This window comes from Variovorax sp. 05L425, assembly GCF_056397705.1.
On record NZ_JBFTNY010000010.1, the window covers coordinates 88449 to 102417 of the forward strand.

14 protein-coding genes are annotated in these 13969 nt (G+C 65.3%); 7 read left to right on the forward strand and 7 right to left on the reverse strand.

Going from position 1 to position 13969, the window contains the following annotated elements; all coding sequences use genetic code 11:
• Positions 1-24: 24 nt before the first annotated feature.
• The 3 genes from AC1DN9_RS13525 to cydX are packed head-to-tail and all read left to right on the forward strand — an operon-like array spanning position 25 to position 2967.
• Positions 25-1635, forward strand: coding sequence for a cytochrome ubiquinol oxidase subunit I (locus AC1DN9_RS13525; RefSeq protein WP_478100904.1), 1611 nt, complete (start codon positions 25-27; stop codon positions 1633-1635).
• A gap of 22 nt (positions 1636-1657) precedes the next feature.
• The gene (gene cydB, locus AC1DN9_RS13530) at positions 1658-2812 is read left to right on the forward strand and encodes a cytochrome d ubiquinol oxidase subunit II (RefSeq protein ID WP_478100906.1); all 1155 of its coding nucleotides are present in this window, start codon (positions 1658-1660) and stop codon (positions 2810-2812) included.
• A 32-nt stretch (positions 2813-2844) separates the two neighbouring features.
• Positions 2845-2967, forward strand: a complete 123-nt coding sequence (gene cydX / locus AC1DN9_RS13535; RefSeq protein ID WP_286367183.1) for a cytochrome bd-I oxidase subunit CydX — start codon at positions 2845-2847, stop codon at positions 2965-2967.
• A 107-nt stretch (positions 2968-3074) separates the two neighbouring features.
• Here the strand turns inward: cydX and AC1DN9_RS13540 are convergent, their stop codons facing one another.
• Both AC1DN9_RS13540 and AC1DN9_RS13545 read right to left on the reverse strand, forming a co-directional pair.
• Positions 3075-3647 (reverse strand): GbsR/MarR family transcriptional regulator, encoded by a 573-nt coding sequence (locus tag AC1DN9_RS13540; RefSeq protein WP_478100909.1) that lies wholly within the window; start codon positions 3645-3647, stop codon positions 3075-3077.
• Positions 3648-3687: 40 nt separating this feature from the next.
• Positions 3688-4110, reverse strand: a complete 423-nt coding sequence (locus AC1DN9_RS13545) for a cupin domain-containing protein (protein ID WP_478100911.1) — start codon at positions 4108-4110, stop codon at positions 3688-3690.
• A 145-nt stretch (positions 4111-4255) separates the two neighbouring features.
• Here AC1DN9_RS13545 and aroC point away from each other — a divergent pair, with 145 nt between their 5' ends.
• From aroC to AC1DN9_RS13560, 3 genes are all read left to right on the forward strand, one after another.
• Positions 4256-5374: a chorismate synthase gene (gene aroC / locus AC1DN9_RS13550; protein WP_478100912.1), complete on the forward strand. Its 1119-nt coding sequence runs from the start codon at positions 4256-4258 to the stop codon at positions 5372-5374.
• Positions 5375-5464: 90 nt separating this feature from the next.
• Entirely contained in the window at positions 5465-5788 is a 324-nt protein-coding gene (locus tag AC1DN9_RS13555; protein WP_478100914.1) for an AbrB/MazE/SpoVT family DNA-binding domain-containing protein, read from the forward strand.
• Positions 5785-6216, forward strand: coding sequence for a putative toxin-antitoxin system toxin component, PIN family (locus AC1DN9_RS13560; protein WP_478100916.1), 432 nt, complete (start codon positions 5785-5787; stop codon positions 6214-6216). Before AC1DN9_RS13555 ends, AC1DN9_RS13560 begins: the two co-directional genes overlap by 4 nt.
• A 10-nt stretch (positions 6217-6226) precedes the next feature.
• Here AC1DN9_RS13560 and AC1DN9_RS13565 read toward each other — a convergent pair whose 3' ends face one another.
• The 5 genes from AC1DN9_RS13565 to AC1DN9_RS13585 all read right to left on the reverse strand — a co-directional run bounded on the left by AC1DN9_RS13565 (position 6227) and on the right by AC1DN9_RS13585 (position 12104).
• A complete protein-coding gene (locus AC1DN9_RS13565; RefSeq protein ID WP_478100917.1) occupies positions 6227-7153 on the reverse strand; it encodes a carbohydrate kinase family protein in 927 nt (308 codons plus the stop codon).
• Between the two features lie 36 nt (positions 7154-7189).
• Entirely contained in the window at positions 7190-8128 is a 939-nt protein-coding gene (locus AC1DN9_RS13570) for an ABC transporter substrate-binding protein (protein ID WP_478100919.1), read from the reverse strand.
• 151 nt (positions 8129-8279) lie between these two features.
• Complete coding sequence (locus AC1DN9_RS13575) at positions 8280-9293, reverse strand: ABC transporter permease subunit (protein ID WP_478100921.1); 1014 nt, start codon at positions 9291-9293, stop codon at positions 8280-8282.
• A 20-nt stretch (positions 9294-9313) separates the two neighbouring features.
• A complete protein-coding gene (locus tag AC1DN9_RS13580; protein WP_478100923.1) occupies positions 9314-10867 on the reverse strand; it encodes a sugar ABC transporter ATP-binding protein in 1554 nt (517 codons plus the stop codon).
• On the reverse strand, positions 10860-12104 hold the full coding sequence (locus AC1DN9_RS13585; RefSeq protein WP_478100925.1) for an ROK family protein: 1245 nt from the start codon (positions 12102-12104) through the stop codon (positions 10860-10862). Before AC1DN9_RS13585 ends, AC1DN9_RS13580 begins: the two co-directional genes overlap by 8 nt.
• 422 nt (positions 12105-12526) lie before the next feature.
• Here AC1DN9_RS13585 and AC1DN9_RS13590 point away from each other — a divergent pair, with 422 nt between their 5' ends.
• The gene (locus AC1DN9_RS13590; protein ID WP_478100927.1) at positions 12527-13936 is read left to right on the forward strand and encodes an MFS transporter; all 1410 of its coding nucleotides are present in this window, start codon (positions 12527-12529) and stop codon (positions 13934-13936) included.
• Positions 13937-13969 lie beyond the last annotated feature (33 nt).

The following is a 13969-nucleotide window of genomic DNA, read 5'->3' on the forward strand; positions in this document are numbered from 1 at the left end:
ACGCAAGAACACGAAAGGAACCCCATGGACCTCGATATCGTCGCTCTCTCACGATTGCAGTTCGCGCTCACGGCGCTCTACCACTTTCTCTTTGTGCCGCTCACCATCGGCCTCTCTGTGCTCATCGCGATCATGGAGACCGTCTATGTGATGACGGGCCGAGTCATCTGGCGCGACATGACGAAGTTCTGGGGCATTCTCTTCGGCATCAACTTCGCGATGGGCGTGGCGACGGGCATCGTCATGGAGTTCCAGTTCGGCATGAACTGGAGCTACTACAGCCATTACGTGGGCGATGTTTTCGGGGCGCCCCTGGCCATCGAAGGGCTGATGGCCTTCTTTCTCGAAGCCACCTTCGTCGGCCTGTTCTTCTTCGGCTGGGACAAGTTGTCCAAGGTCGCGCACCTGATCGTCACCTGGCTGGTCGCCATCGGCTCCAATCTGTCGGCGCTGTGGATCCTCATTGCCAACGGCTGGATGCAGAACCCCGTGGGCGCGGCCTTCAACCCGCAGACGATGCGCATGGAAGTCACCGACTTCGCCGCGGTGCTGACCAATCCGGTGGCGCAGGCCAAGTTCGTGCACACGGTGTCGGCGGGCTACACGGTCGCGGCCGTCTTCGTGCTCGGTGTATCGGCGTGGTATGTGCTCAAGGGACGTCACTTGCAACTCGCGAAGCGCTCGATGACGGTCGCCGCATCCTTCGGTCTCGCGGCCTCCTTGTCGGTGGTCGTGCTGGGCGACGAAAGCGGCTACCTTTCCACCGAACACCAGAAGATGAAGGTCGCGGCACTCGAAGCGATGTGGGAAACCGAACCTGCGCCGGCCGCTTTCACCGCCTTCGGATTTCCCGACCAGCGCACGCGCGAGACGCACTTCGCGGTCCATATCCCGATGTTGCTCGGTCTGATCGGAACGCGTTCGCTGACCACGGTGATCCCGGGTATCGACGAACTGGTGCAGCGCGCCGAGGTGCGCATCCACGACGGCCTCAAGGCCTACGACGCGCTGCAGAAGATCCGCGAAGCGGGCAGCGACGCGAACATCCCGCCCGAAGTCCGCGCGGACTTCGAAAACTTCGGCAACGAGATGGGCTATGCGCTGCTGCTCAAACGCTACGTGGACGACCCGAGACAGGCCACGCCCGAGCAGATATCCAAGGCGGCATGGGACACGATGCCGGCCGTGGCCGAGCTCTACTGGTCCTTCCGCATCATGGTCGGGCTCGGCATGTTCTTCATCGTGCTCACCGCCACGTTCTTCGTGCTCTCCACGCGGCGAAAGCTCGATGCCTACCCCTGGTTGCTCAAGGTTGCGGTCTTCGCGATTCCGCTGCCGTGGATTGCTGCCGAGCTGGGTTGGATCGTGGCCGAAGTCGGCCGCCAGCCCTGGGTGATCGAGGGCGTGCTGCCGACCGCGGTGGCCGTGTCGAACCTCGGTGCCATGACGGTACTGCTGACGATTCTGGGCTTCGTGCTGATCTACACCATCCTGATCGTGATCGAGATGAAGCTGATGCTCAAGGCAATCCGCAAGGGGCCCAAGGAAGGCCCGACACCCGCGCCGTCCGTCTATCGCGGCGAAGCCGATCCTGAAGTGGCCGCGCTGACGCGCAAGCCTCTCGCCGCCGACTGATACGGAGCAACGGAGCACCACAATGATTCTTCACACACTGCTTTCCTACGAATTCCTGCGCGTCGTCTGGTGGCTGCTGCTCGGCGTGCTGCTGGTCGGCTTTGCCGTGACGGACGGCTTCGACCTTGGCACCGGCATCCTGCTGCCCTTCGCGGGCCGCAACGACCTGGAGCGCCGCGTGATCGTGAACAGCGTCGGCCCCGTCTGGGAGGGCAACCAGGTCTGGCTGATCCTGGGCGGTGGCGCCATCTTCGCGGCCTGGCCGCAGCTTTACGCCGTGTCGTTCTCGGGCTTCTACCTCGCGATGTTCGCGATCCTTGCCGCGCTGATCCTGCGGCCGGTCGCCTTCAAGTTCAGGGGCAAGCGCGACGACCGGGCCTGGCGCACGCGCTGGGACATCGCGCTCTTCATCGGCGGCTTCGTGCCTTCGCTGATCTTCGGCGTCGCGATGGGCAACGTGCTCAAGGGCGTGCCGTTCCGCTTCGGGACCGACATGCACATCTTCTATGACGGTTCCTTCTTCGGGTTGCTCAACCCGTTCGCGCTGCTGTGCGGACTGTTGTCGGTCGCGATGCTGATGATGCACGGTGCCGCCTGGCTGCAGTTGAAGACCACGGGGCCTGTCGCAGATCGCGCACGCGGCTACGGAAGCGCCGCGGCGCTGGCGACCGTCGTTCTCTATGCGTTGGCCGGGTTCATGTTGTGGTCCTTCGTCGACGGCTATCGCGTGACGAGCGCATTGCCGGTGGACGGGCCGTCGAACCCGATGCTCAAGACGGTGGAGGTGCATGCCAGCGCCTGGTTCACCAACTACGAGGCGCAGCCGCTGCTGTATGTGGTGCCGGGCGTGGGGCTCGCAGGCGCGCTCCTGGCGTTCATCGGGCTGCGCAGCCGTGCCGAGATCATGACGCTGCTGGCCAGCGGGCTGAGCATCGCGGGCATCATCCTGAGCGTCGGCGTGTCGATGTTCCCGTTCATCCTGCCGTCGTCGATCGACCCGCGCGCGAGTCTCACGGTGTTCGACGCCTCGTCCAGCCATCTGACGCTCTTCATCATGCTGGTGGTGACCGTGATCTTCATTCCGATCATCCTGGCCTACACCAGCTGGGTCTATCACGTGCTGCGAGGCAAGGTGGACGCCGACGCGATCCGCGAAGACCGCGGCCACGCCTACTGATCACATCCAACCATCAACCGAGGAATTCATCCATGTGGTACTTCGCCTGGATTTTGGGATTACCGCTCGCCGCGACCTTCGCGGTGCTCAATGCGATGTGGTACGAATTGATGGACGACGAGGCCATCCGGCACGACAAACTAGACAAGCCCTGACTCTCCCCCAGGTTGCTCACTTCGTGTAGCCGCCCACCCCCTCACCGGGGGCAATACCAGCGGCCCGGCGAAGCCGGTTCCGCGGTGTTTCTGGAATGGGCCGGCGCCTACGGGGCGGGCTTTTCCTTCTTGGCGCCGGTCAGGCGGTCCTTGAGGCCTAGGACCTTGGTCACCGTGGCACCCATGCCCATGAGTTGCATGGCGGTCTCGGGGGCGAGGCGCTGCACGTCGTCGAACCAGGTCATGAGTCGGTCGATCAGGTCGTGCATCTCGCGCATGCGTTGCTGGGCATGGCGCTCTTCGTCGGAGGTGGGTTCTTCGAGCATCGCCATGCGGAGCATCGAGAGCGTGGGTTCGATTTCGCGGCGCCGCCGTTCCTCGGCCAGCACGCGAAAGATTTCCCATACATCGGAGGGTGCTTCGAAGTATTCGCGGCGGTCGCCCGGATGATGGCGCAGGTGCACCAGCCGCCATGCCTGCAATTCCTTGAGGCCCATGCTCACGTTCGAGCGCGAGAACTCCAGCAGTTCGGCAATCTCGTCGGCGTTGAGCCCGCGCTCGGAGATGAAGATCAGCGCATAGATCTGGCCGACCGTTCGATTGATGCCCCACTTGCTGCCCATTTCCCCGAAATGAGCGATGAACTGGCGATTGAGCGGGGGCAGGGGCTGAGCGGGCATCCGGCGATTTTGACTCAGCCCCGGTGGATTGATCTCTTCTCTATTTCCAAGGGGTGGGTGCCGGGACCTCGCAGGCCGGCTCGACGTCGACGCTCTTGAAGTCAGCCGGCGAGACGATTTCCAGGTACTCCATGTCGGGCGAATAGTCGAACAGGTAATGCCGGATGCCCGGGCGTTGATGCACGACGTCGCCGGCTTCGACCAGCGTTTCCTTGTCCTCGTACATGAAGCGCGCCCAGCCCTTCACCATGATGACGATCTGGAAGTCTGCCTCGTGCCGGTGCCATCCGGTGCCCGTTTCCGGTGCCATGTTGGCCTTGACGAGGTGCGCGATGACCTTGCCGTGGGTGGCGTCGGCAATGCCCAGGTCGCGGTAGAGAAAGAAGTCGCGCAGTCCACCCGAGACGTATTCGGTGTCGCCCGGCTTGACGTGGGAAAACTTCGTGTCGGTTTTGTCCAGCATGCGCGTTCCTATCAAGTTGAGAGTGGGGATGCTGCGCCGCAGCACGCAAAAATTACACCAACCCACCGGCGGCCCGGCGAAGCCGGCTCCGCGGTGTTTCTGGCGACCGGCGTGCGTTCCAGCTTTGTTGGGATAATCCGGCGCTATGAGCGGCAATACTTTTGGCACCCTTTTCGCAGTCACCAACTTTGGCGAGTCCCATGGGCCTGCGATCGGGTGCGTGATTGATGGGTGCCCGCCGGGGATGGCTCTGAGTGAGGCGGACATTCAGGGGGACCTGGATCGCCGTCGGCCCGGCACCAGCCGGCACGTCACCCAACGCAACGAACCCGATGCCGTGCAGATCCTCAGCGGCGTGTATGAGGGCAAGACCACCGGCACGCCGATCGCGCTGCTGATCCAGAACACCGACCAGCGCAGCAAGGACTACGGCCAGATCGCGCAGCAATTCCGGCCCGGCCATGCCGACTTCACCTACTGGAAGAAGTACGGGATTCGCGATCCGCGCGGCGGCGGGCGGTCGTCCGCTCGGCTGACTGCCCCGATGGTGGCTGCGGGCGCCGTGGCCAAGAAGTGGCTCTTCGAGAAGTACGGCACCATTTTTCGCGGCTGCATGACGCAGATCGGCGAAATCGTCGTTCCCTTCGAAAGCTGGGAGCATGTGCCGAACAATCCGTTCTTTGCGCCTGTCGCCGATGTCTCGAAGCTCGAGGCCTACATGGATGCCCTGCGCAAGGCCGGCGATTCCTGTGGCGCGCGCATCCGCGTGACCGCGTCGAACGTGCCCGTGGGGCTTGGCGAGCCTCTCTTCGACAAGATGGATGCCGACATCGCATGGGCCATGATGGGCATCAACGCCGTCAAGGGCGTGGAGATCGGCGCGGGTTTTGCCAGCGTGACGCAGCGCGGCACCACCCACGGCGACTCGATCACGCCCGAAGGCTTCCTGAGCAACAACGCCGGCGGCGTGCTCGGCGGCATCACCACGGGCCAGGACCTGGACGTGAGCATCGCGATCAAGCCGACCAGTTCGATCATCAGTCCACGCCAGTCCATCGACGTGAACAACCAGCCGGTCGAAGTCGTCACCAAGGGCCGACACGACCCCTGCGTGGGCATCCGTGCAACGCCGATCGCCGAGGCGATGCTGGCGCTGGTCGTGATGGAGCACGCCTTGCGCCAACGCGCGCAATGCGGCGACGTGTCGCACGGCGAGCCGTCGGCGGCCGCCGGCTCCGAGTCGCCACAGGCGTCCTTCCTCTAGTCGTACCTTCCGCTGTGGTTGAAGGGCGGCGGGTTGACCGGATAGAGCGCGTCGCCTTAAAGTAAGGATTCCTTACTTCAAGAATTTCCCATGCTCGCCAAGATGACCTCCAAGAATCAGCTGACACTGCCTCGCAGCGTGACGGATCAGATCGGCGCGACCGAATATTTCGACGTCGAGGTGCGTGAAGGCCAGATCGTGCTGACGCCCGTGCGGATCCAGCGCAGCGACGCGGTTCGCGCCAAGCTCGCGGCGCTGGGGCTGACCAGTGACGACGTGCAAGGCGCCATCGACTGGGCCCGCCAGACGGCCGCGCGGTCGGCGCCGATCGCGGCGGAGCCCGTTGCCGCCTATGCGATCAAGCCTGCACGGCCGGGCAAGCCGACCCCGACGAAGCCCAAGCGCAAGGCATGAGTGGCGCGGCCACCAGGCCTGTGGTGTTCGACACCAACGTGGTTCTTTCGGCATTGCTGTTCGGTGGTCCCGCGACTCGGATGTTGCGCGGCTTGTGGCAGCAGCGCGCGTGCTCGCCGCTGGTGAGCGCCGCGACGGCGGGCGAACTGGTTCGGGTGCTCGCGTATCCGAAGTTCCGGCTTTCGCCCGAGGAGCGCGAAGAACTGCTGGCCGACTATCTGCCCTACGTCACCGTGTTGGCACTGCCCGTTCCGCCGCCGGCCGTGCCCGACTGCCGCGATCCGTTCGACATGCCGTTTCTCCAGCTTGCGGCGGCGGGCAACGCGATGCTCGTTACCGGTGACCGCGATCTTCTCGTGATGGCGGGCACGACGACATTTCCTATCGTCGGCGTCGAAGCATTCATCGAGCGCTTCAGCGCGCGCTGACCGGCCTCGCTCAATCCAGATCAGCGCGCCGAGGCATGTCCGCCCCGCGGCGTGAACAGGTGATTGCGGCGGCGCGCGCGGCAAACCGCAGCAGGGTGTCGAGCGATGCGGCATCCAGGTTCGACAGCGCTTCGGGCGTGAGCGCGCCGTGCTCGTCGAGCCACGTCAGCAGCGCGGCCTGGAAGGTATCGCCCGCGCCGACCGTGTCGATCACCTTCGTCTCGGGCGACGGCACGTCCGCTTGCGCGGCGCGGGTCCACGCGCTTGCGCCGTGGCGGCCGCGCGTCACGGCCACCAGCGCGGCGCCCTGGGCCAACCATCGCGCCGCGACCTGCTCCGGTGTTTCGGCCGGATAGAGCAGGCCAAGGTCCTCGTCGCTCACCTTGACCAGGTGCGCGATCGACACCATTTGCTCCACCACTGCGCGCCAGTGTGCAAGGTCGGGTTCGACATTGAGGCGCACGTTGGGGTCGTAGGCGATCAGACGCCGATCCCGCTCGCGCGCCGCCAGGGCGCGCAATGCGCTGCCGACCGGTTCGACGGCAAGTGCATACGAACCGAACTGCAGCACGCGCGTGGCCGGTGGCAGGGCGGGCAGCGTGTCGTGCGTGATCTGGCGGTCTGCCGCGCCATTGCCGTGGAAGGCGTAGCGCGGCACACCGCTGGCGTCGACGCTGACGACGCTGAGCGTGCTCGGCGCGTCGTTGCGCAGGATCAGCGAGGTGTCGACCCCTTCGGCCTTGAGCGACGCCAGCAGGCGCTCGCCGAGCGCATCGGTGGACAGAGCCGTCAGGAAGGCGGATGGCCGCGCCAGCCGCGCGAGCCCTTGCGCGACATTGAGCGGCGAGCCGCCGATGCGCGCATCGAGCGTCATGCCGGTGGGCGTGGATCCACCCATGTAGACGTCCATCAAGGCTTCGCCGCAAACCACGAACATGGTGGCTCTCCTTCTTCAGGCTTCAGGCTGCTGTCTTCAGCGCGGCGCTTGCCAGCCCTTGTAGTCCTTGACGTTGGCACGCGTGATCAGGGTCGAGGGCAACAACGTCATGGTCGCCTCCGGCTTCTTGCCGTTGAGGATGTCGTGGCCGATCTCCACCGCCTTCTGCGCGATCATGTACGGGTCCTGGCTCGCGGAAGCCTGCACCTGCGTGTCGCTCTTGAGCGCGGTTTCGATATCGGGCGCGCCGTCGACTGAGGTGATGACGATGTTCTTGCGGTTGAGCTGCTTGGCGGCGAGGTCGGCGCCGATGGCCTGCGGATCGTTGATGGCGAACACCGCATCGATCTTCGGGAAGCGCGTCAGGTGGTTCTGCATCACGTTCAGGCCGCCTTCGCGCGAACCCTTGGCGTCCTGGTCGTCCGAGAGCACCTTGATGTCCGGGCTCTTCTTGAGCACCGTCTTGCAACCGTTGACGCGATCGATCACCGCCGACACCTGCGGGCCGTTCTGGATGATCACGTTGCCTTTACCGCCGAGCTTTTCGACGATGAACTGGCAGGCGATCTCGCCGGCCTGCACGTTGTTGGTCTGCACGGTGGCGTCCGCGCCGTTGGCCGCCACGTCGACACCGACCACGACGATGCCGGCCTTCTTGGCCTTCGTCAGCGCTGGCTCGATGGCCTTCGCGTCCACTGCGTTGACGAGGATCAGGTCCGACCCGGCGGAGATGAAGCCGTCGATCTGCGAGAACTGCTTGTTGAGGTCGTAGTCGGCCGACAGCGCCGTGACTTTGACGTTCGGGTTGTATTGCTTGGCCTTCGCTTCCGCGCCCTTGGCGAGCGAAACGAAGAAAGGATTGCCCATCGACCCGAGCGTGATGCCCACGTTCTTGAATTCCTTCTGCTGGGCGTGCGCCACGGGCATGGCGAGCGCGGCGGCAATGGCGGCGAGGGCGAAGAGTTTGTTGCGCATGAGAGTCTCCTGGTTGGTGGTTGAAAAAAAAGCGATGGTTAGGTCACTGATTCGGGAAACACCGCGGAACCGGCTTCGCCGGGCCGCCGGTGTTGCCCCCTGCAAGGGAGTTGGCGTAGCGACACGAAGTGGGCGAAGCCTGGGGGTGTGCCTATGTTCTTGCGGAGTCCTTGCGGCGATAGCGGTCCAGTGCGACGGCGCCGATGATCACGAGGCCCTTGACGATGTACTGCCAGATGTCGGACACACCCATCAGGATGAGCCCGTTGGTGAGCACCGCGATGATCAGCGCGCCGATCAGCGTGCCGAGGATCGAGCCGGTGCCGCCGACGAAACTGGTGCCGCCGAGAATCACCGCCGCGATCGCGTCGAGTTCGTACGATGAGCCGAGTTGAAGGCCGTTGGCCGCATAGAGCCGTGCCGAAGCCATGACGCCGCCCAGGCCCGAGAGCAGTCCCGACGTGCAGTAGACGAAGAGCAGCACCGCCCAGACCTTGATGCCCGCGAGGCGCGCGGCCTCCGGGTTGCCGCCGACCGAGTAGATGTTCAGGCCCAGCACCGTGCGCCGCAGGATGAACCACGACAGCGCCACCACGGCGAAGGCGATGATCACGAGCCACGGCACGCCGAGCACTTCACCGTTGCCGATGAAGGCGAACGGCAACTGCGGATTGAACACCGTGGTGTCGTTGCCGATCAGCCGCGCGATCCCTCGCACCGCCGTGAGCGAGCCCAGCGTGACGATGAAAGGCGGCAGCTTGACGAAGGCGATCAGCACGCCGTTGATCAAGCCGAACAGCAGCCCGCAGGCCAGGCCGGCGGCGATCCCGAGCATGCCGAACTGCGGCACGTTCGACACCAGCATCGCGACCACTGCCGACGCAGCGAGGATCGAGCCCACCGACAGATCGATGCCGCCCGTGAGGATCACGAAGGTCATGCCGGCTGCGAGCACGATGTTGATCGACGCCTGCTGCGTCATGATCGACAGGTTCTGCAGGCTGAAGAAGTTGTCGCTCGAGAAGCTGAATCCGATGCACAGCAGGATGAGCACCGGCAGCATGCCGAGCGCGCGAATGATCTCCTTGCCCGTGGCGCCGCGCAGCGCAGGGGGCAGGGCGGGGCTGTCCGACGCCGGGACGGCCGGCGATGTCTGCTTGGTCATGTCTTGTCTCCTGGGCTGCTTCAGTGCAGGGTCGGCGTGTGGGATGGCACCGCGCCGGTGGCGAGCGCGACGATGTTTTCCTGCGTGATGGCCTGGCCGCTGCCGCCGCCCACCTCGCCGACGAGGTGGCCTTCGCGCATCACGATCACGCGGTCGCAGATGCCGACCACTTCGGCCAGTTCGCTTGATATGACAAGCACCGCCACGCCGCGGCGGGCGAGCTCGTCGATGAGGCGGTAAATCTCGCTCTTCGCGCCGATGTCGACACCGCGCGTCGGCTCGTCCAGGATGAGCACGCGGGGTGCGAGTTCGAGCAGGCGTGCCAGCAGCACTTTCTGCTGGTTGCCGCCGGAGAGCGAGCCGACATTGACGCGTGCCGATGCGACGCGGATCGAAAGTTGGGCGATCGCATCGCGTGCCCGTTGCGTCGCTCGCTTGCCGTCCATCACGCCGCCCGCGTTCGCATCGCGGGGGCACACCATCACGTTGATGTTGTCCTTCACCGACAAGTCCAGGAAGAGTCCCTGGCCCTTGCGGTCCTCGGTCAGGTAGAGGATGCCCGAGCGGATGGCATCGATCGGTTTCTCGATCTTCAGCGGACCGGCGAGTTCGTCGAGCGACACTTCGCCGGCGGTGCGTGGATCGGCGCCGAAGATCAGGCGTGCCAGTTCGGTGCGACCCGCGCCCACCAGGCCAGCCAGCCCAAGCACTTCACCCGAGTGCAGCTCGAAGCTGCAGTCGTGCACACGCCGGCCATCGCTGAGGCCGCGCACCGAGAGCGCCTTGGCACCCGTGTGCTCTCCATGGTGTTCCTTGCGATAGAAGCCCGAGAGGTCACGGCCGACCATCATTTTCACCAGCTTGTCGCGCGAGAGTTCAGCGCGCTCGAGCGTGCCGACGTAGGTGCCGTCGCGCAGTACCGTGACCTCGTCGGCAAGCTCGTCGATCTCGTCCATGCGGTGGCTGATGTAGAGGATCGCCATGCCCTCGTTGCGCAGGCGCTTGATCAGCGCGAAGAGGCGGTCGGTCTCGTGCGTCGACAGCGGCGTCGTCGGCTCGTCCATCACCAGGATTCGGCAGTCGAAATGCACAGCACGGGCGATTTCCACTAACTGGCGTTGCGCGATCGACAATGTCGCGACGCGCGTCGTCGGCCCGAAGTCGGCGCCGAGCCGCTGCAGCGTTGCCTCGCAGGCGGCGGTCATGCCGGCCCGGTCGACCAGGCTGCCGCGGCGCAAGGGCCGGCCCATGTAGACGTTCTCGGCCACCGTGAGATTGGGCGCAAGGCTCAGCTCCTGGTAGATGACCGACACGCCAAGGTTCTTGGCGGCGAGCGGTCCGTCGATGTGGACGATCTGTCCGTCGATCAGGATCTCCGCGCCGGGGTCCGGCATGTACGCGCCCGACAGCACCTTCATCAGCGTCGACTTGCCCGCGCCGTTTTCGCCCATCAGCGCATGCACGTGGCCGGCCCGGGCGCGCAGCCGCACGTCCTGCAGCGCCTTGACGCCGGGAAAGGTTTTCGAGATCTTGCGCAGTTCGAGCAGCGCGGCGGCTGCGTTGGGGTCAGGCATGGGTGGTCTCCAGATGAGCACGATGCGAACGTCCGCGCAGCACATCGGCGCGGGGCGAAAAGTTGAAGAACATCGGCAGGCTCGCCGCTCCGATAGCGCCGGCGTCCGCGCGGAAGCTGCCGCGCAACAGGCGCGGCGTCTGTCGGGCCTCTGGCGCGATCAGGCGCAGGCCGGCGTCGATGCGCGTGATGAGGTCGCCGATCAGCCCACTGTCGATGTCGCAGTCGATCACCACCGCAGGCAGGTCGAGCACCGCGAGCGACGCCCGCACCGAAGGCACGAGCGCGTCCACGCAGTCGTCGAGCCATTCGCGGACCTCGGCGCTGCCGGACTTGACGCAGGCTTCGAGATCCGCGTGCCCCCGCACGACGATGCCGTGGTGCCGCAGATGGCGGGCGAGCGAGTTGAGCGATGCGCGCGAGAGCAGGATGTCCCACCGCCGATCCAGCACCGGCGCCGAAGGCAGGCGACTCGGCGGCACCGGCATCAGCCCGAGGTCGGCCGCGTTGCCGCTGCTGCCGCGCAGGCTCTCGCCGCCGATCACCGCGCCGGCGCCGAGCGCCGCGCCGAGGAAGACATAGAGAAAGTCGTCTTCCTCGCGCCCGACGCCGAAGAACATCTCCGCGATCGCGGCGGCGTTGCCGTCGTTCTCCTTGAACACCGGCTGCCCGACCGCCTGGGCGAGCAACTGGCCGAAGTCCACCTCGTCCCAGACACGGAAGTCGGCCTTCAGGTCGAGTTCGCGCAGCCAACTGCCGAGGTTGTAAGGCTGCGCGAGCCCCACGCCCATCAGCCGCCGACGCTGCGGGCCGTCGAGCGCAGTCAGCACGCGGGCGATGTCCTTGCGCACCAGCGACAGCGCGTGGTCGGGTTGGGGGAGCAGCACGTCGTGCGCCTCGCGCGCCAGGATCTTGCCGCCGAGGTCGATCAGCACCGTTTCGATGCTCGTGCGGTCGAGGCGCACGCCGACGCCGTAGGCACCCTCGGGGTTGATGCGGTAGAGCCCGGCGGGCTGGCCGCGCTGGCCTTCCTGGCGTCGGCCGGCGGGCTCGATCAGGCGCGACTCTTCCAGCGATTGAACGATGCTGCCGACGGCCGTGTTCGTCAGCTGTGCCCAGCGCGCGAGATCGGCCTTCGACGCTTCGCCCGCACGACGCAGACGCTGCAACAGCGTGCGCTCGTTGTAGAGGCGGAGGTTCGCCGAATTCGTGCCCCGCCCGGGACCGGCTGACTTCACGGACTGTCTCCTTCGACCTCGGCTGACTGCCGTGGTCATTAATTAATTCAAGTTGAATAAATAGTAGGAGCGTCGCCTGGGTCGACCTTGAGGGTTAACCCGGGAAGTTGCAAGAAAGTATGTATCCGGGCCTGACTGCACCGCCCGCATCTGGTTGCAGGGAATCTCGGTATCGAACAGGGCGGCGGCGAGTTGCGCGGGGTTCGCGGACATTTCGGGATAAACCCGCGTAGCGTTCGATCATCGATCAACAAAGATCGTTAATCGCATATACGGCCGCGTTTTCGCTGTCCTGCGAGGCTGCCGAACCCTACATTCACGTCGCGCCTTCCCGAACTGCGCGATAACCGAACGAAGTCGGTGTCGGTGCAGGCAAGGCACGGTGTTTCCCAGATCCACACGACCACCCATCGGAGAGACAAATGAGCAACCCCAAGGACCACGAGCCGCAAGGCCGACACCAGTCGAAGAAGGCCGCCGCCAGCGGCTGGATCGGCTCGGCGCTGGAGTACTACGACTTCTTCATCTATGCGACCGCGGCGTCGCTCATCTTCCCGCAGATCTTCTTCCCGTCGGGCAATCCGCGGATCGCGATCATCGCGTCGCTGGCGACCTACGGCGTCGGCTATGTCGCACGGCCCATCGGCGCCTTCGTGCTCGGCCACTGGGGCGATACCCGGGGCCGCAAGCATGTGCTGCTCGTCTGCATGTTCCTGATGGGCTTCTCCACCATCGCGGTCGGCCTGTTGCCGACTTACCAGCAAGTCGGCTTGCTCGCACCGGCACTGCTCGTCGTGCTGCGTCTGATCCAGGGCTTCGCGGTGGCCGGTGAAATCTCCGGCGCAAGCTCGATGATCCTGGAGCACGCGCCCTTCGGCCGCCGTGGCTTCTTCGCCAGCTTCAGCCTGCAAGGCGTGCAGGCCGGCCAGATCCTGGCAGCGGCGGTGTTCCTGCCGCTCGCGCACTACATGCCCGAAGACGCGTTCCTCTCGTGGGGCTGGCGCATTCCGTTCCTGCTGAGCTTCGTCGTGATCGTCGCGGGCTACATCATTCGCCGCGAAGTCGACGAGACGCCCGCCTTTGCGGAAGAAGTGCGCCAGGGCGAAGTGCAGAAGGCGCCCATCGTCGAGGCCTTCACGAACAGCTGGCGGGACATGGTCCGCGTCGTCTGCGCGGCGCTGATGAACGTCATTCCTGTGGTTGCCACCGTGTTCGGTGCCGCCTATGCGGTGCAGCCGGCCTACGGCATCGGCTTCGAGAAGGACATCTTTTTGTGGATCCCGGTCCTGGGCAACATCCTGGCAGTGGTCGTCATTCCCATGGTCGGCAACCTGTCGGACAAGGTCGGCCGGAAGCCGCCGATCGTCATCGGCGCTCTCGGTGCGGGCTTGCTCTCGTTCGGCTACCTCTATGCGATCAGCATTCACAACGTGCCGCTGGCGATCGTCATGTCGCTGCTCATGTGGGGCATCGTGTACCAGGGCTACAACGCCGTCTTCCCGAGCTTCTACCCGGAGCTGTTCCCGACACGTTCGCGCTGCTCGGCGATGGCGATTTCGCAGAACACCGGCACGACCATCACCGCCCTGCTGCCCGCGCTCTTCGTCGCCGTGGCGCCTCCCGGTGCGGCGAACATCCCGCTGACCATCGGCGCGCTCACCTTCGGCATCACCGTCATCTCGGCGCTCGCAGTGCTGAGTGCCCGCGAGACCTACCGCATCCACCTGAACGACCTCGGCAATCCGAACGCGGTGCCGGTTCCCAGGCAGGACTACGAGCGGATGCGCGCGCAGACCTTGGCCGAGGCGCGGCTGGCCAAGGCGGCTGGCTGAGTACGAGTTCGGGCGGTCTCATTGCGATGGTCT